Origin of the sequence: Streptomyces sp. NBC_00354, from assembly GCF_036106915.1 — a bacterium.
Lineage (GTDB): Bacteria > Actinomycetota > Actinomycetes > Streptomycetales > Streptomycetaceae > Streptomyces.
The window spans coordinates 75,941-99,850 of sequence record NZ_CP107983.1; the positions used below are offsets into that span (position 1 = coordinate 75,941).

Below are 23,910 nucleotides of genomic sequence, written 5' to 3' on the forward strand. Positions count from 1 at the left end.
GGTGCCACGGTCAGGGCTGGGCGACACATATGACCACGCGGCGGCGCATGCGAGGGCGACCATCAGCCATCGCTTACGAGGCGACTGGCACACGACCCCCACCTGCGCTCTGCAAGCACTGCACGTTCATCTCCGGCTCACCAGCAATGGCGTGGGTCGGGTTCCGCAGGGAGGAGCTGACCTGCACCGGTCCCGGAGGCGAGCCGACCTGGTATGCGTTCTGGCCGACCCTGCACCACGGCTTCTGCCCGTGCTGCGGGACCCACCTCGCCTCCGTTGCAGACAACTCGGCGATGATCTTCAGGCTCCTCGAGCAGAACGGCCTCGAGCCCCTCGCGCACAGCTTCCGCCACGTAGCTGTGCCGTGGATGACCACCACCCTCGCCACAGCCCGGGGACTGAAAATCGTCGATTGACAGACCCCCAGGTCGGCACGTTCCTTGCCAACGCCTCGCGTGATGTGCACACGCCATGGCGGCCAGGAGTGGGCAGCCACAGAGGGGTGCGGAATCCATGAGCCGAGTGGCGCCGTCGGCCGCCCGAGAGCCCGCCGCCGGCATGGCGCGTCCCTCACGCCACGGAAGGTCGCAATGTGTGACATAAAGTGATTACATGGACACGCGATGTCATCGTTTCAGTCGCGCGCACATACCTGGAGCCCGCCATGGCCCGGATCACCATCAACGGTGTGACCATCGGTCCGCTGAGGCAGTCCCACGCGCTGGCCAGCGCGTCACTGGTCTCGGAGGACGCGTCCACCTCCAACTACCTCCTCGTCCAGACCACCCGTATCCCCTCGGTGCAGGAGAAGGAGCAGCTCGCGGAGCTGGGCGTAGTGATCCATGAGTACGTACCGGAGAGCACCTATCTGTGCGGGTACCGGCCTGCCGACCTCGGTGCCGTCCGGGCCTTGCCCTTCGTGGCCTGGGCGGATGTCTATCTGGAGGGTTTCAAGATCGCCCCTTCGTTTCGGCCAGGCGGGTTGCAATCCGATCTGGCCGCCCTGGCCGCACCCACGGCGGCAGTGGATTCACAGGAGCATGCGGTCGATGTGGTGCTTCATGACGATGTCGATCCGGAAGTGGACGGTGTCAGACAGCGGATCGCCGATGCGGCCGGTGTCAGTGCCGATGACGTCCAGCTCACGAGGAACAGGATGCGTCTCACGCTTTCAGGAGACCACCTCGGCGCGCTGCGCTGCACTGGTGCACCCCACATACTCCGCTCGGCCATACCCGGCTGGAGGCAGCCATGCGTCTGCTCAGATTGCTGATCGCCACCGCGTGCCCGGTGTTCGCACTGGCGATACCCGGCGCCGGCGCCGGCCCCGACCAGGCGGCCGCCGGGCCGCCGCAGACCGTACCGGCCCTGCGCCAATGGACGGCCGGCACCGGTACCTACACCTTCACCGACGCCACCCGGATCGTCGTCGACCCCGCCTCCACCGCCCAGCTGGCGGACGAGGCCGCCACGTTCGCGCAGGACCTGGGCGCGCTGGCCGGGCGCGGCGTGGCCGTCGTCACCGGGAGCCCGACCGCCGGTGACATCGGGCTCGGCCTCGGTGGCACCGCCCTGCCCACCGAGGGCTACAGGATGACGGTCGCGGGAGCCCTCACCCTCCAGGCCGGGACCGATGCCGGCGTGTTCTACGGCACCCGCAGCGTCCTCCAGCTCCTGCACCAGTCCGCCACGGTGCCGGCCGGCACGGCGGTGGACTGGCCCGCCAAGGCCGAGCGCGGGCTCATGGTCGACCAGGGGCGGAAGTTCTTCACCGTGGACTGGCTCAAGCAGCACATCAAGGAGCTGGCGTACCTCAAGCTCAACTACTTCCACTTCCATCTGTCGGACACGTACGGATTCCGCCTGGAGAGCTCCACGCACCCGGAGATCGTCTCCGCTGACCACTACTCCAAGCAGGACATCGCCGACCTGGTCGAGCTCGGCCGCAAGTACCACGTCACCATCGTCCCGGAAATAGACACGCCCGGGCACATGACCGCGGTCCTGGCCGCGCACCCCGAGCTCAAGCTCAAGAGCAGCTCGGGCGCGGTCAGCCCCGACTTCATCGACCTCTCGCTCCCCGGCTCGTACGCGCTGATCAAGGACCTGATCAACGAGTACCTGCCGCTGTTCCCGGCCCCGTACTGGCACATCGGCGCGGACGAATACGTCACCGACTACGCCAAGTACCCGCAGCTGCTCAGCTACGCCCGCGCCCACTACGGCGCGAACGCCACCGCCAAGGACACCTACTACGGGTTCGTCAACTGGGCCGACGACCTGGTCCGGGCGGCCGGCAAGACCACCCGGATGTGGAACGACGGCATCAAGTCCGACGACGGAACGCTCCGCCCCCACCCCGGCATCATCGTCGAGTACTGGTACACCTACGGCCTCACTCCCCAGCAACTGGCCGACGCCGGGCACATCGTGGCCAACGAGTCCTGGACTCCCACCTATTACGTGCTCGGGGGCCCGAAGCCCGACACCAAGTGGATGTACGAGACCTGGACCCCCGACCGCTTCGAGGGCGGCAACACCCTGTCCGACCCCGCGAAGAACCCCGGCTCGGTGATCCACGTCTGGTGCGACATCCCCACCGCCGAGACCGAGGAACAGATAGCCGCCGGCATCATGTACCCGCTGCGCGCTCTGGCCCAGCAGACCTGGGGATCGCCGAAGCCCGCGGCGACGTACACCGCGTTCACCCCGGTCGTCGCGGCCGTCGGGCACAACCCCGGCTGGCCCGGCCTGGCCCAGCCGGGCAACCTGGCCCTGGGCCGTCACGACCACCGCCTCCAGCACGGAGAACGGCGTCCGGCTCACGAGCGCGGGTAGCCGTGACCCGGCGGCGGGTACTCCCGATCCGGCAGTTCGGCGACGCCGTAGAGCACGATCCGCTCGAACTCAGACTGGGCACTCCCTCTTCTCCATGCGGGAGGACGCATCACGCAGTGCGCGTTGGTGCTGCTGTCGCCTCCAGTTGCATGATCTGCATGCGGTTGAGCAGAACCGCATCCTCGGGTCGGCATCCTTTAGTTTCTCTGAGCTGTGGTGATGTCCCACAAACCGGAGCCGGTGGCGGTCGACCGGCCTGGTTCGCGGCCCGGAATCACGGTTGCTGACCAGATCACTCCGTCACGGGCAGGCACTCGGCGAGCAGGTCGACGACATCGCGCCAGGCTCGCTGCGCGTGCCGTGGGTGGTAGCCGACGCCGGGGACCACGGGGTGGTCGACCGGCGGGTGGTGGAAGGCGTGCAAGGCGCCGCCGTAGACCGCGAGGCGCCAGTCGACGCCCGCGGCCTGCATCTCGGCGGTGAACGCGTCCCGTTGCGCGGGCGGCATGATCGGGTCTTCCGATCCGACCCCGGCCCACACCGGGCAGCGGATGCGCGCTGCCTCGCCCGGTCGGCCCGTGGTCAGTGCGTTGACTGCCCCGATCGCGCGCAGGTTGACGCCGTCGCGCCCGAGTTCCAGCCCGATGGCGCCCCCGGTGCCGTAGCCGACGGCGGCGATCCGGTCGGGGTCGGTCCGCGGTTCGGCGCGCAACTCGTCGAGCGCCGCATGACCGATGCCCCGCATCCGGTCGGAGTCGGCGAGCAGCGGCATGCAACGGGCCAGCATCTCCTCGGGATCGCCCAAATAGCGCCCGCCGTGAAGGTCGAAGGCCAGCGCTACGTATCCCAGCTCGGCGAGAGCATCGGCCCGGCGGCGCTCGACGTCGCTGAGTCCCATGCCCTCTGGTCCAAGCAGCACCGCGGGCCGGCGGTCGACACCGGCCGGGAGCGCGAGGTACCCGATCATCGTTAGACCGTCGGCCGGGTACTCGACCGTACGCGTCGTAATCGTCGTCACGAGACTGGACTGTAGTGATCGTCGAGCCCGGTCGGGCCGGTGTTCTGCCGCTGGCAGAACAGCGCGGGTGTGCCTCTGAAATGCGGCGATGGCTCACCAGATCCGTCACAAACCCCGTTCCCGCGGCAGCGTTATCGGATCACCTGCCCTGGGCACGGTGCAAAGGATGTCCTCGGGGTACCGGCGCAGCAGTCCGGCACCGTCGGGAGGTACATGAGCCGGATCTGGAACGCGCAGCCAGGAGCTGGAAGCGACCGGCGCACGCGGCGTCGAGATCGTGCCGGTCAGGCTCGGCGAGTAGTTGCCGACAGTTGATGCAGAGCTTACGTGGCGGTCAGGGCGACGAGTTCACGGACTCCGCTAACGTCGGAATGGCTGGTGTAGAGGTCGTCCACGATCTGCCGGATCGCGGGGCGGTCGCGGACCTCCCCCGGGGCGAGGCGGGCGGCGGCTAGGAGTTCGCCGACTGTTTGCTCGGGCTTGGCCCGCTGCCACCAGGCGCGGGCGAGGTCGGTGTGCATGCGGCCCTTGCGCTCGACGGTCGGAAACTGGGCGGCATGCAGATTTCGGCCGGCTTCGAGCGCGGTCCCAGCGTCGCCGAGGGCCCAGTGGACGCCGACGGCGTAGAGGTCGACAGCCGCCGGGGTGATCGGGAACAGACGGCCGGCGGGGGCGACGGCTGGCAGATCTCGGACCGCGCGGGCAGCTTCTCGGATCATGGTCAGGGCCTGGTCCCGGTCTCCGGCGATGGCGGCCGTGTACGCAGTGCTGCACAACATCTGCGCGAAGGCGGAGGCCTGCGCGTCCGTCGCGAGGCCGGTGGCTTCCACGCGGGCGACAGCGGCCTCAATGTGCCCCTGGGCCGCGGCTTCCTGGCCCTGGTGGCGGAGCACAGCAGCGAGTTCACTGGGCTTGATCCGCTTTGACGGACATTCGAGATCTGGGGTTCGTCCCCGGGAGGATGTCCATCATGGAGAGCATGGGGAAGAAGAAGCCTCGCCCTCGCCGTTCGTTCACGTCGGAGTTCAAGGCCGAGATCGTCGAGCTGTGCCGGCGCGGTGACCGCTCGGTCGGTCAGATAGCCAAGGACTTCGACCTGACCGAGACCGCGGTGCGGGACTGGGTCAAGCAGGCCGAGGTCGACGCGGGCGAGCGTGACGGGCTGACCAGCAGCGAGCGCGAGGAGCTGGCCGCGCTGCGGCGGGAGAACCGCCGCCTGCGCGAGGACGTCGACATCCTCAAGCGTGCGACGGCTTTCTTCGCGAAGGAGACCCGGTGGCGGTGCAGCCGTTCATCGAGGCGGAGAAGCAGAGCAACCACAACGTCAAGCGTGCGTGTGAATTGTTCAAGGTCTCCCGCACCGCCTTCTATGCCCGCCGCAACGGCATTCCCGGCCCCCGTGCGGTCCGTGACCTGGAGCTGACCGAGAAGATCGCCGAAGCCCACGAGTACTCCCGTGGCACCTACGGGGCCCCGCGCGTCCATGCCGTCCTGCAACGCGAGGGCCAGAGGTGCGGACGGCGCCGCGTCGCCAGGCTGATGCGGGACGCCGGACTTCAAGGCCGGCACCGCAGGCGGCGACACCTGACGACCGTCCCCGACCCGCGGGCCGCCGCGAGGCCCGACCTCATCGGGCGCGACTTCGCACCCGACCCGGCCGCACTCGACGTCCGCTGGTGCGGCGACATCACGTATATCCCGACTAATCAGGGCTGGCTCTACCTGGCCACCGTCATCGACATCGCCTCCCGCCGTGTCGTCGGCTGGGCAACCGCCGATCATCTGCGGACCGACCTGGTCGCCGACGCTCTCAAGGCCGCCTGCCGGCGGCGCCGCCCCACCCGTCCGGTGATCTTCCACTCGGATCGCGGTTGCCAGTACACCAGCCAGCAATTCGCCTCCTTGGCAGGCGAGTTCGACGTCCGGCTATCGGTCGGCCGCACCGGAGAGTGCTGGGACAACGCCCTCGCCGAGTCCTTCTTCGCGACAATCAAACGGGAACTGCTCGGCACGAAACCCTGGCCCAGCAGGGCTCTCGCCCGCACCGCGATCTTCGAGTGGATCGAGAGCTGGTACAACTTGCAGCGGCTGCACAGCAGCCTCGGCTACCGCAGTCCCGCCGAATACGAGACCGCGCTCGCAGCCTGACCACCACACCAATGGTGTCCGTCAAAGCGGAGCAAGCTCAGGGGTAGTCGTCGTCGTCGAGACGGCCGAACGAGTCATCTGCTGTCATTTGCACCTCTCTGTGAAACGTTGGGAACGCGTGGAGGGGCCCTGGTGCCGTACGGCACCAGGGCCCCGAAGGAACTACTACACCATCTGCCGGCCCTGACACTGCGCCGGCCTTCTGTGTCCGCGGACCCGACCGGAACGCTGTCGGGGCTGCGGGGATCGCGGTTGCTTGACCGGAGACCACCTCACTATCGATGTCCTGCGGTACCCGGGCTCAGACTTCCGCCCGGGCGATCCTGATGGCGCCCAATTCCTCCGTTCATCCCTCGGATGATCAACTGCTTACCAAGTGGGGAACTGCGAACTGCGTGTACTGCTCCACTTGGTACTGCGTACTTCTTTTACTGCTCGTGGTCCGACCAAGCGCCACGCTCCGGCAGCCAGCCCCGTCGCCCATCCTGCGTCTGCTCTGGCTTAGAACCCCACTGCCGAACTTCCCGGTGCGCGCGCCCGCAGCCGACGCCTTCACCGAGGTACAGCTCACTGACTTCACTGCTGGGTACTGCGAACTGCACTTACGGGTACTGCCACTGCGTTAACTGCGGTCCTGCTCACGGCAGCCCCTGATCACTGCGGGCCCGCCCGGTCCGGTCGCCAGTCCCGTCGCCGTCCTGCAACAACCCTGGCTTCGGAACTCCACCACCGCACCGTCATGCGCACTGCAACTACGTGTACTGCGGGTACTGCTGCCCGGCAGTTCGTCTCTGCCAGGCCTGCTGTCTCTCTGGGCTACAAGAGAAACCATAACCACGCCACCACCCAATGTCTACTCCGGCCGTCATAGATTTTCGCGTGTTCGACGGTGAGGTAATCGACCTCGAACGCGGCCTGTCTCTGCTCTCGGGGGCAGCTGGCGGGCGGCACCGCATCCTGTCGCACCGCCGCCTCGGCTCGCCATTGCGGAGTGCGGCAGCTGAAGTCCTGCCGGGCGGCCTCTGCAGGGTTCGAGGGCTCTGCCGCGACTGCTGCGAGGCGGGATCAGGCGGCGGGCTGGGGCTGCCGCAGTTCGACCTGCCCGAAGAGCAGCGCGTAGCCGCCGGGGAGCCGGCGAAGGATCCGGGCAAGCAGGTCGGGGCCGGCGAGGCGTGTGGCGACGGCGAGTACGGCGCCGGTGTCCCAGCGGGCGGTGGCCGGGGTGGCGCCGGTGCGGGAGGCCATGTCTTTGATGAAGCCCCAGCCGGTGAGCTGTTCGGTGTCGGGGATCTGGGCGGTCAGGGTGAGGGCGGCCTCGACGGGCAGGCACTGTGCGAGGTCGACGCGTTCGTCGCCGGTGACCTGGCGGCCGAGGGCGGCGAGGACGGTGCGGACGGCTTCCGCGGCGCGTTCACGGGTGGGGTAGGCGCCCTCGTAGCGCACGCGTTCCAGCATCTGGTCGAACGTCATGGCCGTCACGGGCGGGTTCACTCGAGGCTGGTCGTACATGGTGCTGCGGTTGCCTTTCTCTTCGAAGGGTCGTTCTGGCCGGTGCCGGCGGTCAGGCGGGCTGGGGGTGACCGAAGAGGAGGTCGTACCCGGGCGGAAGCTGGAGCAGGACCTCGCGCATGAGGACGTCGCCCGCTGCGGCGGCCACGGTGGAGAGGACCGCGCCGATGTCCCACAGGGCCGTCTTCTCGGTGGCGCCTTCGATCCAGGCCGCGGTCGCACGGACGAAGCGTTCGGGAGAGAGCGGTTCCGCGGCCTGCAGGGGGTTGAGGAGGATCAGGGCGTACGTCTCGGGGAGCCGGGCTGCGAGCTCGGCCCGCACGGTGCCGACCAGGTGCGCGCCCAGCAGGGCCAGGACGACGCGGGCCGCCCGTTCGGCCTCCTCCCGAGTCTGATACTCGCCGCGTTCCTGGACGTGGGCCAGGAACGCCTCCCGGCGCATCGGCATCACGTCACCTCCGGGGAGGGGGAGGGTGCAAGGGGGCGCGGAGGACGGGGTGCCGGAGGGGGATCGGTTCCCCGTCCTCCGCCGCTGGTGCCGGCCTGTTCAGCCGGAGATCTGCTTGCGGCCGGACTCGCCACCGATGGCGATCTTCCGCGGCTTGGCGCGCTCGGCGATCGGGATCCGCAGGGTCAGGACACCCGCGTCATAGTCGGCCTCGATGTGCTCGGTGTCGAGGGTGTCGGCCAGCATGACCTGGCGGGAGAAGACACCCAGGGGCCGCTCGGAGAGCTCCATCTGTACGCCGTCGGACTTCTCTGCGGGTCGGCGCTCGGCCTTGACGGTCAGCATGTTCCGCTCGACGTCGATGTCGATCGCCTCGGTGCTCACTCCGGGGAGGTCGAAGGCGATCACATAGACGTCGCCCTCGCGGTAGGCGTCCATCGACATCACGGACGGCTTCGACCAGGTCCCCGATGTACCCGACAGCTGCTGGACGATCCGGTCCATCTCGCGGAACGGGTCAGTGCGCATCAACATCGCGAAACACCTCCAGTTGGTTCAGGCAGGAACTGCCAATGCGCTTCAACGTGCTCCCGTTGTAACATGTCATCGAAGCGATGACAAGCAAGGAGTCATCGAGAAGGTGACAGAGGAAGAGAGTGCCATGAACGAGGCCGCCCAACCCCGCGCGCAGATCCCCTTCCTTGCCGCCGCCGCGGCACTGGAGGTCATCGACCAGGCCGTAAGGGATGCGCAGCAACCTCCCGCGGGAGCATCGACGGCTAAAGCGGCGCACGCACCGGACTCGGGGCCGCACCCGGCTCTGGCCGCACTGCTGATGCTGCGCGAGGTCCGTGAGCAGCTCGCCGGCTGGGAGAGCGGGCTGATCGAAACCGCCCGCAGCCAGGGCGCGAGCTGGGCCGACCTTGCCGGACCCCTCGGGGTCGCCAGCCGTCAGGCCGCCGAACGCCGCTACCTGCGACTGCGCCCCGGCACCGCCGGGAGCACCGGCGAGCAGCGGGTCCAGGCCACCCGCGACACACGCGCAGCCGACCGCACCGTGAATGGCTGGGCCCGTGACAACGCGGCCGACCTGCGCCGGCTCGCCGGCCAGGTCACCGCCCTCACCGGTCTCCCCGCCAGCGCCGATTCCGCCGTCGACGACCTGAACCTGGCCCTTGCCGACAACGACGTCTCCCGCCTCGTCCGGCCTCTGGCCGACGCCCGGCCCCATCTGCGGCCGGGGGACGCCGAGCTTGCCGAACGCATCGACGCCCTGACCCGACACGCCGACCAGCTCCGCCAAGACACCCACGACCAGCGCAGCATGTGATCCGCACCCCGAACCCTCGACCGGCGTCGGGACCACGCCTGTCGACCCAAGGAGTGATCCACCATGGCCGAACACCCTCCCCGGGAGGCCGGCGGCAACGACGTCGCCGTGGACGTCCTGAAGCACACGGTCGCGGTCCGGCCCGTCGGCGAGATCGACATCGAGACGGCACCCTCCCTCCGGCTCGCCCTCACCGAAGCTCTCGCCCACGCCTCGTCGGCCAAGCCCGTGGTGGTCGACTGCAGCCGCCTCACTTTCTGCGACTCCTCGGCACTCAACGCACTCCTCACCGCGCGACGGACAGCGCAGGAGACCGACACCGTCATCCGCCTGGCAGCCCCCAACCACCAGCTCCAGCGCCTCCTGGAGATGACCGGCGCCCTGCCCCTCTTCCCCGTGGACGCAGCCCCGCCGACCGACGGCCGCATTCCGATGGGATACCCCGACGGCCTGCAGTAGGCAGGCCGGTGGTGTGCAGGTACTGACCGGCGTACGGCGTAGGCAGATCGCCTTTCCGGGCCAAACCCCTGCCGCGGGCGAGGCGCTCCATGCCGCACCGGGTAGACGGCGTCAGGGCGGCCAGCCGCGCCGCCCGGTATACCGATGCTCAGGAGGCGCTCGTGGACGGGATCGTGCTGCTCAAGGAAGACCACAAGACCGTGGAGAAGCTGTTCAAGCAGTTCGAGAAAGCCGGCGACGACGGGCACGCCGAGAAGCGGAAGATCGCCGACCAGGTGATCGAGGAACTCACCACCCACACCTGGATCGAGGAGAAGATCTTCTACCCGGCCGCCCGCGAGGCCGCCCCCGACACCAAGGACCACGTCCTGGAAAGCATCGAGGAAACACCACGTCGTGCTGTGGATGCTCTCCGAACTCAAGGACCTCGACCCGAGCGACGAGCGGTTCGACGCCAAAATGAGCGTCCTGATGGAGAGCGTCCGCCACCACGTCGAGGAAGAGGAGAAGGAGTGGTTCCCCGACATCCGCAAGGCCATGGGCCGCAACCGCCTCACCGAAGTCGGCGAACAGATGGAAGCCGCCAAGAAGAAGGCCCCCGATAGCCCGCTCGCCGTCCCCAGCGCCAAGAAGTAGCCGTCCTGGCTGTCGGAAGTCTCCTTCCAAGCCGGGCCTCGTCGTTATACCGGGCATGATCAGTACACAGCAGATCGCCGGTGAGAGCGCCGCCCTGGACCTGATGCTGGCCCACCTCACCCACGACCCGGAGGCCATCGCCTCCGCCACCGCCGACAGCGCCGCCTGCCCGACCACCACGGCATTTGCGCGCCAGCAGCTCGCCGGGCTACTGCACGATGCCGTCCTCGCCCACCCCTCCATCTCCCTCCACCGCCCGGCCGTCCTCGGCCCCGCCGGACGCGCCTGGCTCCAACACGTCACCATGCACGGCCCAGCGGCGGACACCGTCATGGCCCTGGCCGACGACGGAGCCGACCCCCGCCACCACCTCGACGACGCCCAGTGGATCGCCACCTACGCCATCAGCGCCGTGGCCCGCATCATCGACGTCTACGAACCCGACGAAACCGCCGAACGCCTCACACAGCTCCGGGACGCAGACTCCCTCCCCCACCTCACCCAGTAGATCCGCGGACAGAGCTCCGCCGGCCAGACGGCCCAGGCGCAGGTCCGTACAACGGATCCCGCCTTGGGGGTGCCACTCCAACACCGGCCCCACGGCGTCGCCGTGCTCGGCGCACCAGGAGACGGGGACCGCGCCGCCGTAGTCGGTCGTCGTCGGGGAGCGTGTCAGAAAGATCGTGTAAGTCCGTGATGTGACAGCCTGGCCCGGGGCTCGGCCTCGGGCCCTTGGGCCGGGCGGATCGGACGAGTCATGGCGGACAAAGACGAAGCGGCCGCGTCCGTGGCCGGCGACAAGACGGTCGATGAGGTCGTCCAGCGGTTGCTGGACAAGGCTGATGCCTCCGGGGCGGCCCTGCTGGGTGAGGGCGGGCTGCTGACGGAGGTCACCAAGGCTGTTCTGGAGCGTGCTCTGGAAGCCGAGATGAGTGAACATCTCGGCTACGAGCGTGGAGATTCCGCAGGTCACGGGTCGGGGAACTCGCGCAACGGGACGTCATCCCAGACGGTCCTGACCGATGCCGGCGCGGTCACTTTGGCGGTGCCCAGGGACCGCAACGGCGAGTTCGAACCGCGGCTGGTCCCGAAGAACGCCCGCCGGCTGGCGGGGTTCAATGACCGGATCCTCTCGCTCTACGCCCGCGGGATGAGCGTGCGGGACATCCGCTCCCACCTCGCGCAGATCTACGGGGTCGAGGTCAGTCCCGATCTGATCAGCAAGGTCACCGATGCCGTGATCGACGAGCTCGTGACCTGGCAGAACCGGCCCCTGGATGCGGTCTGGCCGATCATCTACATCGACGCTTTGTGGGTGAAGATCCGGTCCGGTTCAGTGACCTCGAAGCCCGTCTATCTGGCCGTCGGCGTGGACATGGACGGTCGCAAGGACGTCCTCGGTCTGTGGGTCGGAGCCGAGGGCGAAGGCGCCACCACCTGGATGGCAGTCCTGTCGGAGCTGCGGAACCGGGGCATCGAGGACGTCTGCATCGTCGTCTGCGACGGGTTGAAGGGCCTGCCCGACGCGGTCACGGCGACCTGGCCCAAGGCCACCGTCCAAACGTGCGTGATCCACCTGACCAGAGCCTCGCTCAGGCTGTCGTCTGTGCGGGACCACCCGAAACTGGTGCCGTCCCTGAAGGCCATCTACACGGCCCCCACCGAGCAGGCCGCCGAACAGGCCCTTGACGTGTTTGAGGCCTCTGAGCTGGGCGAACGCTACCCGGCGATCGTGCGGACCTGGCGGTCGGCCTGGCCGGAGTTCACACCTTACCTGGCGTTTCCGCCGGCCATAAGGACGGTGGTCTACTCCACGAACATGGTCGAGTCCATGAACGCCCGCCTCCGCAAAGCCACCCGCAACCGCGGCCACTTCCCCTCGGAGCAGGCCGCGTTGAAGGTTCTCTACCTCGCGGTCCGCGAACAGATCAACCCCAAAGCGCGCGACGCGAACCACGTCGCCGCACACTGGAAAGAGGCACTGAACCAGTTCTCACTCTTCTTCGAGGACCGGCTCAGCATCCAATGAAATCAGCCGACTTACACAAGATCGCTGACACGCCCTCGTCGGGTCAGCCCTCGACTCCTGTGGAGGTGTGGCGGGGCGCCGACGGGTTTGGATTCCGGGGACCCGCGCTGACGCAGGTAGACGGAGAGGTAATGGCCATGGCGGCCACCGCCAGGAGTTCCGACTGCCAGTTCTGCAACGATCGGTTCCAGAAGTCGGCGGAGGCGAGGTAGCCACCCCAGGAGACTGGCGGCAGGAGTTCACGCAGCTGCTGCTCGTTGTAGGCGGCCGTACCGGCGATTGACTGGGCGAGCCATGACAGCACGAAGAGCAGGGCCATAACGGTCCCGGGCCTCCCTCGAGGCCACCCCTCTTCCATGGTCGGCCCGACCAGAGGAGCCCGGTGTGACGGAGCGCAGTAGTCGGCCCGTCTGGCCAAGTGGGCGCTCAGCCATAAGTCAGTGGAACCAGACGACGAGGCATACGTTCTCGGCTTCGTGGACCGGCGAACGAAGGAAGGCATGTCGAAGAAGGAGATCATGCGCTGCCTCAAACGCTACATCGCCCGCGACGTCTTCAATGTCCTCACCAGGCAAAACACCCACGCAGCAGCTCACAGCCACCCGTCAACTATCGCTGCTTGACATCCGTAAGAGCATCCGGGCGACATCTCCGCACACTGTTCCACGGCGCGAGGCCGGCACCCGGAGAGGGTGCCGGCTTCGGCCGTGTCCACGGTGCCGGTGGGTGGTCAGCCGCGGCGCACCCGTACGAGCCGGAAGGCGGCGTAGAGGGCGGCGGCCAGGGCCAGGACGATGGCGGTCTCGATGAGCTGCGTCGGCCTGTAGTGCGAGGCCGGGTGGAATTCCGTGTACCGGGCGATGATGTTCATGTCCGCCGGGCAGTCGCCACCGCTCTGGGGCCGCCCGAAACAGGCGTCATACTCCAGAGGCGAAGCGGCCCCGCCAGGTGCGCACCGGGTCCTCGTGCAGCCGCGTCTGCACGGCTATCCGGGCCTTGGGACGCCCTCGGGCCGCCAATAACACATTGGTTGCCCGCTGCCGGGCCTGACGCGGGGTCTTGTGGCCGTAAGCCATCTTCTTCAGCCGGTGGCGCTAGTAGGCGGTCAGCACGACGGGCACGGCGGAGGCGAGGGACACGGGAGGAAAGCGACCGATCCTTCAGGGGCAACGGGGAACGGGCCGGCACCAGGCCGCACCCATCTCTATATCCTGCGACGTCATGGCAACGCCTCCGAGTTGCCGAGGAAAATCGTTGGGCTGACCGACTTGCTGCAGGCATGATCGACTCGTGGACACCTACCTGGAGACCGAGCGCCTGGCCCTGCGCCGCTTCACTGCCGATGACTCGGACCTGCTGATCGAGCTGGACAGCGACCCGGCGGTGATGCGCTACCTGACCGGCGGCAATCCGACCGCGCCGGGACTCGTCCGTCAGCGCGACCTGCCGAAAATCCTCGCTGGTTACGAGAAGTGGGGCGGCGACCTCGGACTATTCGCCGCGCACGAGAAGGACGGCGGCGTGTTCATCGGCTGGTTCCACCTGCGTCCCGAGCCGGAGGGCCCGCTGGACGAAGCCGAACTCGGCTACCGGCTGCGGCAGGCGGCTTGGGGCAAGGGTTATGCCACCGAGGGCTCGCGGGCCTTGCTGGGCAAGGCGTTCACAGAGCTCGGTGTGCGCATGGTCTGGGCTGCGACGATGTCCGTGAACCACGGTTCGCGCAACATCATGGAGAAGCTCGAAATGACGCTCGCGGACACCATCCCTACTCCCTCCGACATGGAGATGATCGAGGGCTCCGAGCATGGCGGCGTACGGTACGAGATCACCAAGGAGCAGTGGGAGCAGCAGTAGCCACGGTGCGAACGGCCGTTCTGCATCCACGCCCACCGGAACCGGTAGGTGGACCGCAGGAGTCGTACTGGTGTCCTGCGCCGGAGATCCGTCGTTACTGACTTCGGCTTGTCAAGGTGACGTTGGGGTATGGAGGGCGAGGCCGGTGCCGGCTATGAAGCCGTTGAGGGTGTCGGGCCGGTACTGAAGTCGTTTGAGCCGGTTGCGGACGAGTGCTTCGAGGCGGTCGAGGGCCATGACGGCGAGGTTGGCCAGGCTGCGTTTGATGTGCGCCCACACGTCCTCGACGGGGTTCAGGTCGGGCGAGTAGCCGGGTAGCAGGAAGACCGTCAGCCACTCCCGCTCGGCGACAAGGTCACGCATCTTGCGGGAGACGTGGGTGTCGAGCCGGTCCCAGACCAGCACGATCGGCGCTCTGACCAGGTGATGAACGCCGTCGACGAGCGCGATGAAGTCCCGCTCGCTCATGCTGCGACGTGTTCCCTTGCCTGCAGGGTGGCTCCGCAGACGGTGACACAGCCGGGTCCTCGAGCCTGGTCGCATCTCGATCAGTCCGGCCACCGACAGCCGTCCCGAACGCCGGCCGCTGACCGTCACGACCGGGGTGCTACCTCGCCGGCCCCAGGTCCGTCCCCGGGGCGGCCTGCGGGTGAAGCCGGCCTCGTCCTCGAAACAGACGTAACCCCCACACGCCGCCCGGGCCCTTTTACCTCCGCCCAGGTCGCCTCCCGCCATGCGGTGACGGCCTGCTCATCGCGTTCGGCGACCCGCCGGGCGGGCACCTGCGGGGAGGTAGGGCTACTGATCCGTAGAAGTCCGCTGTGGCCGGTACTTGCCTGATCGAATCAGTCGGACAGCTGGGCGGCTAGCGCGACAGGTGTCGTGCACGCATGCGGCTCAGCACAGTGCGGGTTACGGGATCTGGTATTGACTGAGTGACTCTTTCGGGTTCCCTGTTCTAAGCTTGGCGTTTATCCTCTGCGGGCTTGGTGTTCCTTGATCGACTCGGCGCGTTTGACCATCTTGCCGACGTGGTGCTGCCTGGCCCGGTGCTTGTTCTTCGAGCCGGGGGGTCGTCCAGGGCCGGGGCGGGACGGTTTCGGTGCGGCTGCCGGGCGGGCCGCGGTCGCGCGGACGTTGCGAAACCCCCGTCTTACCCGGGCCGGGGTGAGGCGGCGGGGCTCGGTCCGCCGCTCCCAGGGGCGCCGGAGGCTTCGGCGAGGGGCCGGGCGAGACAGAGCTGGGTGTGGGCGACGATGATCAGCCAGGTCCAAAGGTCGGCGGTGTCGGCGCGGCGGACCTTCGGCGCGGCCCAGCCGAGGGTCTGTTTCATCAGCCGGAAGGTGTGCTCCAGGTCGAAGCGGCGGAGGAAGGCCTGCCACCAGCGGTCCACATCCATAGGCGTGGCCGAGGCAGCGGAGCACCACAGCCAGACCGGTTTCGGGTCTCGGTCGCCCGGCAGGTACTCCACCTTCAGTCGCATCAACGTGCCGTGCAGTACGGGCAGTTCTTCCTCCGCGCGCTCCAGCCAGGGGCCGCGGTGGTGAGCCGGGGATGCATCCGGTCCCAGGCCATCGTCTCGGCCTTGCCGTAGCGGGTGGTGTCCGTGATGGTGGTGACGTCGGGCTGGTGCCAGGTGTCGGGCTTGCTGAAGGTGAGGATGCCGCCGTGCCGGCGGGGCCGTCCGCCCTTCGGTCCCGAGCGGGCGGGGCCCGGGTCGCGGAGCATGACGCGGTCCGAGCGCAGGCGTCCGAGCAGCACGACGGGCAGGTCCTTCAGGACGTGGGAGAGGTAGGCGACGTCGTAGCCGGAGTCCATCACGATCAGGATCTCGGGGTCGCCCGGCTTCCAGTGCCCGGCACTGACCAGGCGGTTCACGACCTCGCGCAGCTGGGCGGCGGTCACGAGCGTGGCATCGTCCGCGGGCCCCAGGCGCACGGCGTCCAGTAGCCGGCACCAGGAGGTGCGGCCGGGCTCCAGCGCGGCGACGAAGGAGTACGGCCAGCCCGGGATGAGCTGGTCCGAGCTGCGGTCGCCTCGTCCATAGACGTGGCAGAACAGCCGGTCGTCGCTGGTGGGAGCGTCGGGGCGGAGCCAGTTGCTGACGTCGACGGCCAGTACGATCCGCCCGTCGGCAGCGGCAACCCGGCCAGAGCGCGACGCAGGCGCGTCGGTTCGGTCCAGCCCCGGTCCAGGGCCGAGTACAAGGCACCGTGCCCGCGCCGGTGCTCGGCCGTCAGTGACAGTTCGACCAGGGTGTTCACCGGCCCGTCCGCACACAGGACCGCGTCGGTGAGCTCGAACAGCACGTCGGCCCGGGCGTAAAGGCTCTCGTAGAACTCGACCCGAAAGCGGGACAACACATCCAATGCCTCGCGTCCGGACACGTCGGGAGGGAGACTCATACGCAGCGGCCGTTCTCTGGTGCTTCGTTACTCGACATCTCGAAGCGTGGAGAACAGCCGCCTCTGCTGTCCTGGGAAACACCGCAGATCAGCAGGTCGGGTGACGGGCGAGGATAAACACCAAGCTGAGAAGCCGTTGCCATACCGATCACGGTGGGCGTGAGTTCGAGTGTGACTGCCCGGCCGGGTGATCTTTCGGCGGACTGGGTATCAAGCCAAGGGTGATCGGCGAGCGAGGGGGCGGACTTCGAATGGGGGCAGCGGACGAGCAGGGCCATCAGGACGGGGAAGGCTGGCTGACGAAGGCCGAAGTCCGGGAGATCTGGCCGCAGATCAGGCCGATCAGCATCACGGCCGTGGCGCGGGCCAACAGCGTACGTACCTCGGCTGCGCCCTCCCCGGACCTGACCCGCGAGCCGACCTACCACGCGGCCGACGTACGCCACGTGGCCGCGCGGATCGCCCGGGGTGAGGCCGATGTCGCGCCCTGGCAGCGCGCCGACTCCAACGCTGCACGCGACGACGCCACACCCGGCCCACCGGTTCGGCAGCCCGTCGGTTGGGGGCCCGAGAACGTGCCGGGGCTGATCCTGCTGGCAATCATCGTGGGACTGATCCTCTGGGGCCTGACCTCTCCCGACAACCACGGCACCGTAACGGACTTCGTGCGCTGAGTGCGCTAACTAAGGCTTGTCCCGTAACTGCTGGTCACAGGTGAGATGATCTTGGTGTGGCTGGTGTGATCACGGCGTCGGAGCCGTCTTGGATAGCCCCGTTCACGGGTCTGAGTCCGCGCTGTTTCGGGAAGCTGGTGACCGTGTTGCGGCGCGAGGGTGCGGACGCGGTCCGCAAGGGCCGGCCGTGGAGCCTTCCGCTGGAGGACCGTGCTCTGCTCGTGGCGGCGTACTGGCGCACGAACTTGACGATGCGCCAGCTCGCTCCGCTGTTCGGGGTCTCGAAGTCGGCGGCGGACCGGATCGTCGACCACCTCGGGCCGATGCTCGCCCTGCAGCCCCGCAAGCGGTTCGCCAAGGACACCGTGCTGATCGTGGACGGCACCCTGGTGCCCACCCGCGACCACGCCGTGGCAGAGCAGTCCAAGAACTACCGATATTCCACGAACCACCAGATCGTCATCGACGCCGACACCCGCCTGGTCGTCGTGGTCGGCCGGCCGCCCGCCGGCAACCGCAACGACTGCAAGGCCTGGGAGGAATCCGGCGCCAAAGCCGCCGTCGGCAGAACACTCACGATCGCCGACGGCGGCTATCCCGGCACCGGACTCGTCATGCCCCACCGCCGCCGCAAAGGCGAAGACCTGCCCGACTGGAAGCAGGCGCACAACAAGTCCCACAAACAGGTCCGCGCCCGCATCGAGCACACCTTCGCCCGCATGAAGACCTGGAAGATCCTCCGCGACTGCCGACTCAAAGGCGACGGAGTCCACCACGCCATGCTCGGCATCGCCCGCCTGCACAACCTCGCCCTCGCCGGATAGGCCAGCAGATCGCGACCGACCCTGCCCAGGGCGACTCAAAGATCATTTACGGGACAAGCCTTAAGCAGCCTTGGGTTTTAGGCTGGCTTGGTGTCGAAGAACGCTTACTGAGGATTTCGGGTTGTCGTCGGGTGGTGACGGTTCATGATCCCTCCGGTATGCCGGTGAGGTGAGGTATCCAGAGGGCGGGGGCCTGACCGCTGAGCGTCGGGCGTTTCGTGAGGGGATCCGGCTTCAGGCCGGCGAAAGGTTCGCGGCGGGTGAGAAGACCGCGGTCATCGCGAAAGAGCTGCGGGTGAGTGTCCGGTCGGTGGAACGCTGGCGTCGTGCCTGGCGCGAGGGCGGCATGGAGGCCCTGCGCTCGGCGGGTCCGGCGAACAACCCGACCGTCACCGATGAACAGTTCGCTGTGCTCGAGGAGGAACTCGGCAAGGGCCCGTCGGCGTACGGCTTCGAAGACGAACGCTGGACTCTGGTCCGGGTCCAGACGGTGACCCCGTCGGCGTCTGCGGGTGAGTCTGTCGGTGGCGACGGTGTGGCGGCTGCTGAAACGGCACGGCTGGTCCTGGCAGGCTCCCGCCCGCAGAGCACTCGAGCGTGACGAGCACGCGGTGGAGCTTTGGAAGAAGGAGGTGTGGCCTCGGGTAAAAGACTCGCGGCGGCGTCCGGGGCCTGGATCCTCTTCGAGGACGAAGCCGGATTCTCGATGACGCCGCCCCGCGCCCGCACCTGGGGCCGGCGCGGGCTCACCCCTCTCATCCGCGTCCGTGGCAGGTCCCGCCGCCGAACCTCAGTCGCCGCCCTGTGCTGCTATAAACCCGGCGAGAAGAGCCGCCTCATCCACCGCCCCCGACACCACCTCCTCCGCAAGGGTGCACGCAAGAGCTTTGCCTGGAAGGACTACCGCGACCTGCTGGTGCGGGCACACATCCAGCTCGGCGGCCCGATCGTGGTGGTCTGGGACTGTGACACTGGTGGGGTTCCGCATGGGTCATGGCCTGACCCGGTCTGTGACTGACCTTGTGTCTCGAAGATTGATCTGTCGGTCATGGCCCGTGCGGGGCTTGCTGCCGCCGGGCCCGGCGGGCGTGTCCCGATAGGGGCCTTCGCGACAGGCATCCTCACAGTCCTGACCGCCCAGCCGGCCCGGTGGTGGCCATCCGTCCGTCCCGAAGCGATCGAGAGAGACGAACGACCGCCCTCAGCATCCCGCACAGCAGCAACACTCAGCCACCCACGCACTCCGCCGTGCTGGTTCTCGGCGTGGACACTCACAAAGACGTGCACGTTGCGGCTGTCGTCACCGTTCTTGGTGCCCTGCTGGGTACCCAGGATTTTCCCGCCACAGCAAAGGGCTACGGGGAACTCCTCTCCTGGGCGAGCCGGTTGGGGACGGTCCAGCGAGCCGGCGTGGAGGGAACCGGCTCCTACGGCGCCGGGCTGGCCCGGCACCTGGCCGCTGAAGGCATCGAAGTCATCGAGGTCAACCGGCCGGACCGCGCGGCGCGACGACGCTCGGGGAAATCCGACGCGGTCGATGCCGAAGCCGCCGCCCGGGCTGTCCTGGGCGGCCGGGCCACCAGCGCCCCGAAGAGCAGGAACGGTCCGGTCGAGGACCTCCGCGTCCTGAAGGTCGTCAAGGACTCCGCGGTCCGCAACCGGACCCAGGCGATCAACCAGCTCAAGGCACTCCTGGTCAGCGCTCCATCACAGCTGCGTGAATCCCTCGCCGGGTTGTCGAACCCGAGGTTGTTCACGGCCTGCGCCGGCTTGGATCCGCAAGCCAGTGCGGTGCACCAAGCTCTGCACCTGCTGGCCCACCGCATCAAACAGCTGTCCGCCGAGACCACCACCCTCACCCGCCGGATCGCCTCCATCACCCAGGCCCACAACCCGCAGTTGCTGGAGCTGACCGGGGTTGGCCCGGACAGCGCGGCCATCTTGCTCATAGCCGCAGGTGACAACCACGAGCCCTGACACTCGACCCACCGACCACCCTGAAAAACCTCAGTAACTGCCGCCCGCGCCGAAGAGTGTGAGCGCTCACACCAATCCCGTCAACAACTCTGACAGGCAAGAGATTCTGATGGCGCTTCAGTAACGGACAGATTGCGGCATGGTACTTGACGACCTCTCATGTCCCATGGTCTTCTCCGTGAACACACCAGATGTTCGACTTTCAAATTGTTAGCGCTAACAATGCGTCGGAGATCCGGTGTCCCCACCCCGCAGGGGTCACGTCTTGCCGCCGCCTCGGACGTGCCGTGCCCGATCCGCACGCACGCACGCACGCACCGAGAAGGACCGACCCCTGCCCAAGTCGCCCCTAGGAGGGTGCAGATGAACGCTCTCGGTACAGCTCCACGAACCTCGACACGGCGAGGATGGCGGCCGCGGATGGCCGCCCTGCTCTCGATGGTCTTCGTGGCTGGCTTCCTGGCGATGGTGAACCCGTCGTCCGCCTCGGCTGCCTCGGTCGACACCGGCAAGTGGTACGTGCTGGTGAACCGCAACAGCGGCAAGGCGCTGGACGACTACAACTTCGCCACCGCCGACGGCTCGCCAGTCGTCCAGTGGACCCGCTCCAGCAACGAAGCCCAGCAGTGGCGCTTCCTGGACTCCGGCAGCGGCTACTACCGCCTGCAGAACCGTAACTCCGGCAAGGTCCTGGACGACTACAACTGGTCCTCGGCCGACGGCACCGACGTCGTCCAGTGGAGCGACCTCAACGCGACCAACCAGCAGTTCCGCCTCGCCGACTCCGCCGGCGGCTACGTCCGCCTCCTGAACCGCCACAGCAGCAAGGCCCTCGAGGTCCAGAGCGCCTCCACCGCCGACGGCGGCAAGATCGTCCAGTACGCCGACTGGGGCGGCAGCAACCAGCAGTGGCAGCTCGTCCCCGTCGCCGACGTCGGCACCGGCACCGGCACCGGCACGTGCGCTCTTCCGTCGACCTACCGCTGGACATCGACGGGCCCGCTGGCGGAGCCGGCGAACGGGCAGGTCGCGTTGAAGGACTTCAGCACCACCACGTACAACGGCAAGCACCTGGTCTACGGGACGACCTCCAACGGAACGTCGTGGGGCTCGACGGGGTTCAGTCCCTTCACGAACTGGTCGGACATGGCGACGGCCACCCAGACGGGGATGAACGATCCCGCGGTGGCGCCCGAAGTGTTCTACTTCGCGCCCAAGAACGTCTGGGTGATGGTGTCCCAGTGGAGTCAGTGGCCGCTTTATTACCGCACGTCCAGCGACCCCACCAACCCCAACGGCTGGTCCGCCTCGCAGCCGCTGTTCACCGGCAGCCTCCCCGTCGGCCCCCAGGGCCAGAAGGACGCCCCGATCGACCCGACCATGATCGCCGATGACCAGAACATGTACCTGTTCTTCGCCGCTGACAACGGCAAGATCTACCGGGCCAGCATGCCGATCGGGAACTTCCCCAGCAGCTTCGGCTCCTCGTACACGACGGTCATGAGCGACACAACGGACCTTCTGTTCGAGGCGCCGGAGGTCTACAAGGTCCAGGGCCAGAACCAGTACCTCATGATCGTTGAGGCGCAGGGTACGAACCGCTACTTCCGCTCGTTCACCGCCTCCAGCCTGGACGGTCCGTGGGCCGTCCAGGCCGGCAGCGAGAGCAGCCCCTTCGCGGGCCAGGCCAACAGCGGTTCCACCTGGGCCAAGGGCGTCAGTCACGGCGACCTGGTCCGCAACAACCCAGACCAGTCCAAGACCATCGATCCCTGCAACCTGCAGTTCCTCTACCAGGGCCTCCCCACCAACACACCGGCGGGCACCGACTACCTGAAACTGCCGTACCGGCCGGGCCTGCTCACCCTGCAGCGCTGACCCGCCTGATCCACGGTGATCGCAATGGGGTGCGGTCCGCCGACGCGTACACGAGCTGTCTACGGCGTGGGCAACTCCACCTGCTGACCGATACTCACCGCACCGAGGAACCCCAGCCGGGCATCGGCTGGGGTTCCTCATCCTGTGTCCCGTCCGCATTGGGCGGCGGGGCGCGGTCCAGGGTGCCCGAGCGCCACAGGCTGTTCAGGACCACGGCGCTGGCCATCAGTGACAGGACCAGCCCCTGGTCCGTGTACCCGGACCACAGGGCGCCCATCCGACGCAGCCCGCCTCGCCCTCGACCGCGATCTCCTCCCCGTGAGCCCTCACCTACGCCGCCCCGCAGACCGTGGGTCGTGGCGGGTGGATCAGCTCGTCCAAGCCTTGAGCTGAGCGGCGACCTCCCGCACCGGGAGCCCGTCCCGTGCCGCGCGGGTCAGGGGGAGCACGGTGTCCAGGCCGGGGCTCACGGGTAGACCGCACGCCGCCAGGTAGGCCGCGGTCACCGTGGCTGCGAACAGCAGGTTCCTCACCTCCAGGCTGGGGTTTCTGGCCAGCTCGCACAGCAGAGCCGCCGCCTTGTGGTGAGGCTCGGGGTAGACCTCGTGGTCGAGGACCTCCGCACGATGACGTGCTTCTGCCGCGACCGGCACCCCGTAGTCGACGACCTCGGGATCCCCTGGGATCTGCTGGGCCACTGCCAAGATCCAGGCGAGGTCGATCCGGAGGTTCACGCGGCGTCCCTCGGCGCGGTCTCTGCCTGTCCTGCCTGCAGGCCGGGGTACCGGTCCTCACCGAATTCCGCCTCGAACCGGTCGGCGTAGCTGGCCAGGAACGCCGAGGCGCCGGCCATGAAGGCGGCGCGTGACTCCTTCACGTCCTGCTCGATCAGATCGGCCACGTACCCCTGCAGGCTCAAACCGCGGCGCTTGGCCCTTTCCTCTGCGGCCGCCTTGACGCCCTCGTCCAGTCGGATGTTCGTCTGCTTTCCCATACCCACCACCATAGCTAGCCGCTGATACCAGCCGCTAGCAAGAGGAGGAACCGGGGGTAGCGCCCTTTCGCGCAGCCGAACGACTCCCGCAGCTCGAAACTGGAACTGCTGCTAGTCCGGGCCTGGAGGAGGGCAACAGCACCCCGACGGCCAGGCTGCTTGCGACCCAGGCGCCGATTCCGGCCGCGATGATGCCCCCGACAGGTCCTTGGGCTCGTGGGCAACGAGCGCACAGCACAGGGACCCGCTGAGTAGACCGGCGGTGGAAGCGAACTCGGCCTCTTGCCCGCCGCGGTGCAGCACCTGCTCGACCAGGGCCCGCACGCCGGCCGCGACCGTCACGAGCAACGGCCCGGTCACCATGCCCACGAGGACCGCGGCCCACCACCGCATCGCGCTCACCCCCACAGCAAGACCATGGTCACCGAGGCGATCACCAGCGCCACGAACACCCCGACCACGCTCTGCCCGCTGTCCACGCCGTGGGTGTCGTCGTGGCGTGCCTCCAGCCGGGAGCTGGCCGCGACGCAGCCGCTGGCCAGGACACCCAGCAGAGCGCCTGCCGTGTCCGGGAAGGCGGTGAAGGCCGCCAGCTGTCCGCCGACCAGGGCCGCCGTCCCGGCCCCGGCCCGCCAGGCCGTCGGCCGCGATGCCCGGTCGGCCTGGCGCCGAGGTACGCCTTCGGTCGGCGTGACCACTCTCGAGGCGAGACCCGTCCGGGGCCGCGTGCCGGCGCCCGCCGTGATGGCGACGGTCGCCTCGGCGACCCGCAAGGAAGCCGCAAGGAAGCCGCAAGGGCCTGGAGTCGCCGGGCAACGGCTGCCGCGCTCGCGGGCCGCTGCTGCGGATCCTTGCTCAGCAGCTCCGCCACCAGCCGCTCGAGCTCGAC

24 protein-coding genes and 7 pseudogenes are annotated in these 23,910 nt (G+C 68.1%); 18 read left to right on the plus strand and 13 right to left on the minus strand.

Translation table 11 applies throughout. The features are described 5' to 3' along the window. The first annotated feature begins 146 nt into the window (after window positions 1–146). From OHT74_RS00385 to OHT74_RS00395, 3 genes are all read left to right on the plus strand, one after another. Window positions 147–416, plus strand: a complete 270-nt coding sequence (locus OHT74_RS00385; protein WP_328618861.1) for an aldehyde-activating protein — start codon at window positions 147–149, stop codon at window positions 414–416. A 248-nt stretch (window positions 417–664) separates the two neighbouring features. Further along, window positions 665–1,273 (plus strand): hypothetical protein, encoded by a 609-nt coding sequence (locus OHT74_RS00390; protein ID WP_328618862.1) that lies wholly within the window; start codon window positions 665–667, stop codon window positions 1,271–1,273. After that, window positions 1,252–2,838 (plus strand): family 20 glycosylhydrolase, encoded by a 1,587-nt coding sequence (locus OHT74_RS00395; RefSeq protein WP_328618863.1) that lies wholly within the window; start codon window positions 1,252–1,254, stop codon window positions 2,836–2,838. The genes OHT74_RS00390 and OHT74_RS00395 overlap by 22 nt, the downstream gene beginning before the upstream one ends. Before the next feature lie 292 nt (window positions 2,839–3,130). On the opposite strand, the gene OHT74_RS00400 is transcribed toward OHT74_RS00395, so the two are convergent. Continuing rightward, entirely contained in the window at window positions 3,131–3,856 is a 726-nt protein-coding gene (locus OHT74_RS00400) for a dienelactone hydrolase family protein (RefSeq protein ID WP_328618864.1), read from the minus strand. Between the two features lie 323 nt (window positions 3,857–4,179). Beyond that, window positions 4,180–4,761, minus strand: a pseudogene (locus OHT74_RS00405) (transcriptional regulator); the annotation flags it as partial. Window positions 4,762–4,817: 56 nt separating this feature from the next. Here OHT74_RS00405 and OHT74_RS42015 point away from each other — a divergent pair. Both OHT74_RS42015 and OHT74_RS00415 read left to right on the plus strand, forming a co-directional pair. Further along, on the plus strand, window positions 4,818–5,279 hold the full coding sequence (locus OHT74_RS42015; RefSeq protein ID WP_443047235.1) for a transposase: 462 nt from the start codon (window positions 4,818–4,820) through the stop codon (window positions 5,277–5,279). After that, complete coding sequence (locus tag OHT74_RS00415) at window positions 5,198–6,004, plus strand: IS3 family transposase (protein WP_443047680.1); 807 nt, start codon at window positions 5,198–5,200, stop codon at window positions 6,002–6,004. Before OHT74_RS42015 ends, OHT74_RS00415 begins: the two co-directional genes overlap by 82 nt. A gap of 1,065 nt (window positions 6,005–7,069) precedes the next feature. On the opposite strand, the gene OHT74_RS00420 is transcribed toward OHT74_RS00415, so the two are convergent. The 3 genes from OHT74_RS00420 to OHT74_RS00430 all read right to left on the minus strand — a co-directional run bounded on the left by OHT74_RS00420 (window position 7,070) and on the right by OHT74_RS00430 (window position 8,495). Beyond that, complete coding sequence (locus tag OHT74_RS00420) at window positions 7,070–7,513, minus strand: DUF2267 domain-containing protein (RefSeq protein WP_328618866.1); 444 nt, start codon at window positions 7,511–7,513, stop codon at window positions 7,070–7,072. A 52-nt stretch (window positions 7,514–7,565) separates the two neighbouring features. After that, a complete protein-coding gene (locus OHT74_RS00425) occupies window positions 7,566–7,961 on the minus strand; it encodes a DUF2267 domain-containing protein (RefSeq protein WP_328618867.1) in 396 nt (131 codons plus the stop codon). A gap of 99 nt (window positions 7,962–8,060) precedes the next feature. Next, a complete protein-coding gene (locus OHT74_RS00430; RefSeq protein ID WP_328618868.1) occupies window positions 8,061–8,495 on the minus strand; it encodes an Hsp20/alpha crystallin family protein in 435 nt (144 codons plus the stop codon). A gap of 127 nt (window positions 8,496–8,622) precedes the next feature. Here OHT74_RS00430 and OHT74_RS00435 point away from each other — a divergent pair, with 127 nt between their 5' ends. The 6 genes and pseudogenes from OHT74_RS00435 to OHT74_RS00455 all read left to right on the plus strand — a co-directional run bounded on the left by OHT74_RS00435 (window position 8,623) and on the right by OHT74_RS00455 (window position 12,415). Next, window positions 8,623–9,291, plus strand: coding sequence for an HSP18 transcriptional regulator (locus tag OHT74_RS00435; RefSeq protein ID WP_266659428.1), 669 nt, complete (start codon window positions 8,623–8,625; stop codon window positions 9,289–9,291). 63 nt (window positions 9,292–9,354) lie between these two features. Further along, window positions 9,355–9,750 (plus strand): STAS domain-containing protein, encoded by a 396-nt coding sequence (locus OHT74_RS00440; protein WP_266659430.1) that lies wholly within the window; start codon window positions 9,355–9,357, stop codon window positions 9,748–9,750. 89 nt (window positions 9,751–9,839) lie between these two features. Next, window positions 9,840–10,055 (plus strand): annotated as a pseudogene (locus OHT74_RS42020) (hypothetical protein); the annotation flags it as partial. Between the two features lie 91 nt (window positions 10,056–10,146). Beyond that, complete coding sequence (locus OHT74_RS42025; protein ID WP_443047765.1) at window positions 10,147–10,386, plus strand: hemerythrin HHE cation-binding protein; 240 nt, start codon at window positions 10,147–10,149, stop codon at window positions 10,384–10,386. A gap of 55 nt (window positions 10,387–10,441) precedes the next feature. Then, on the plus strand, window positions 10,442–10,894 hold the full coding sequence (locus OHT74_RS00450; protein WP_328618869.1) for a hypothetical protein: 453 nt from the start codon (window positions 10,442–10,444) through the stop codon (window positions 10,892–10,894). A 249-nt stretch (window positions 10,895–11,143) separates the two neighbouring features. Next, window positions 11,144–12,415 carry an IS256 family transposase gene (locus OHT74_RS00455; protein ID WP_328618870.1) on the plus strand — a complete coding sequence of 424 codons (1,272 nt, stop codon included), beginning with the start codon at window positions 11,144–11,146 and terminating at the stop codon, window positions 12,413–12,415. Between the two features lie 43 nt (window positions 12,416–12,458). On the opposite strand, the pseudogene OHT74_RS00460 reads toward OHT74_RS00455, so the two are convergent. After that, window positions 12,459–12,743: pseudogene (locus OHT74_RS00460) on the minus strand (DUF6766 family protein); the annotation flags it as partial. A 154-nt stretch (window positions 12,744–12,897) separates the two neighbouring features. Between OHT74_RS00460 and OHT74_RS00465 the strand changes: the two are divergent. Next, window positions 12,898–13,038 (plus strand): annotated as a pseudogene (locus OHT74_RS00465) (IS110 family transposase); the annotation flags it as partial. A 107-nt stretch (window positions 13,039–13,145) separates the two neighbouring features. Here the strand turns inward: OHT74_RS00465 and OHT74_RS00470 are convergent. Then, window positions 13,146–13,286 (minus strand): hypothetical protein, encoded by a 141-nt coding sequence (locus OHT74_RS00470; RefSeq protein ID WP_422071002.1) that lies wholly within the window; start codon window positions 13,284–13,286, stop codon window positions 13,146–13,148. Between the two features lie 419 nt (window positions 13,287–13,705). Here OHT74_RS00470 and OHT74_RS00475 point away from each other — a divergent pair, with 419 nt between their 5' ends. After that, complete coding sequence (locus tag OHT74_RS00475) at window positions 13,706–14,269, plus strand: GNAT family N-acetyltransferase (RefSeq protein WP_328618871.1); 564 nt, start codon at window positions 13,706–13,708, stop codon at window positions 14,267–14,269. A 111-nt stretch (window positions 14,270–14,380) separates the two neighbouring features. On the opposite strand, the pseudogene OHT74_RS00480 reads toward OHT74_RS00475, so the two are convergent. Together OHT74_RS00480 and OHT74_RS00485 are read right to left on the minus strand one after the other, a co-directional pair. Next, window positions 14,381–15,060 (minus strand): annotated as a pseudogene (locus OHT74_RS00480) (IS630 family transposase); the annotation flags it as partial. 180 nt (window positions 15,061–15,240) lie between these two features. Continuing rightward, window positions 15,241–16,674 (minus strand): annotated as a pseudogene (locus OHT74_RS00485) (NF041680 family putative transposase). A gap of 221 nt (window positions 16,675–16,895) precedes the next feature. Here OHT74_RS00485 and OHT74_RS00490 point away from each other — a divergent pair. The 5 genes and pseudogenes from OHT74_RS00490 to OHT74_RS00515 all read left to right on the plus strand — a co-directional run bounded on the left by OHT74_RS00490 (window position 16,896) and on the right by OHT74_RS00515 (window position 22,027). Beyond that, entirely contained in the window at window positions 16,896–17,348 is a 453-nt protein-coding gene (locus tag OHT74_RS00490; RefSeq protein WP_266659442.1) for a hypothetical protein, read from the plus strand. Between the two features lie 56 nt (window positions 17,349–17,404). Continuing rightward, window positions 17,405–18,172 carry a transposase gene (locus OHT74_RS00495; RefSeq protein ID WP_328618807.1) on the plus strand — a complete coding sequence of 256 codons (768 nt, stop codon included), beginning with the start codon at window positions 17,405–17,407 and terminating at the stop codon, window positions 18,170–18,172. Window positions 18,173–18,341: 169 nt separating this feature from the next. Next, window positions 18,342–19,136 (plus strand): annotated as a pseudogene (locus OHT74_RS42030) (IS630 family transposase); the annotation flags it as partial. Between the two features lie 299 nt (window positions 19,137–19,435). Next, window positions 19,436–20,149 carry an IS110 family transposase gene (locus OHT74_RS00510; protein WP_328618875.1) on the plus strand — a complete coding sequence of 238 codons (714 nt, stop codon included), beginning with the start codon at window positions 19,436–19,438 and terminating at the stop codon, window positions 20,147–20,149. A gap of 420 nt (window positions 20,150–20,569) precedes the next feature. After that, entirely contained in the window at window positions 20,570–22,027 is a 1,458-nt protein-coding gene (locus OHT74_RS00515) for a non-reducing end alpha-L-arabinofuranosidase family hydrolase (protein WP_328618876.1), read from the plus strand. A 94-nt stretch (window positions 22,028–22,121) separates the two neighbouring features. On the opposite strand, the gene OHT74_RS00520 is transcribed toward OHT74_RS00515, so the two are convergent. The 4 genes from OHT74_RS00520 to OHT74_RS00535 form a co-directional block, all read right to left on the minus strand. Then, entirely contained in the window at window positions 22,122–22,304 is a 183-nt protein-coding gene (locus tag OHT74_RS00520; RefSeq protein WP_328618877.1) for a hypothetical protein, read from the minus strand. Between the two features lie 91 nt (window positions 22,305–22,395). Beyond that, window positions 22,396–22,761 carry a hypothetical protein gene (locus OHT74_RS00525; RefSeq protein WP_266659454.1) on the minus strand — a complete coding sequence of 122 codons (366 nt, stop codon included), beginning with the start codon at window positions 22,759–22,761 and terminating at the stop codon, window positions 22,396–22,398. After that, window positions 22,758–23,021: a hypothetical protein gene (locus tag OHT74_RS00530; protein ID WP_328618878.1), complete on the minus strand. Its 264-nt coding sequence runs from the start codon at window positions 23,019–23,021 to the stop codon at window positions 22,758–22,760. The genes OHT74_RS00525 and OHT74_RS00530 overlap by 4 nt, the downstream gene beginning before the upstream one ends. A gap of 398 nt (window positions 23,022–23,419) precedes the next feature. After that, window positions 23,420–23,794: a hypothetical protein gene (locus tag OHT74_RS00535; protein ID WP_328618879.1), complete on the minus strand. Its 375-nt coding sequence runs from the start codon at window positions 23,792–23,794 to the stop codon at window positions 23,420–23,422. Window positions 23,795–23,910: the final 116 nt, after the last annotated feature.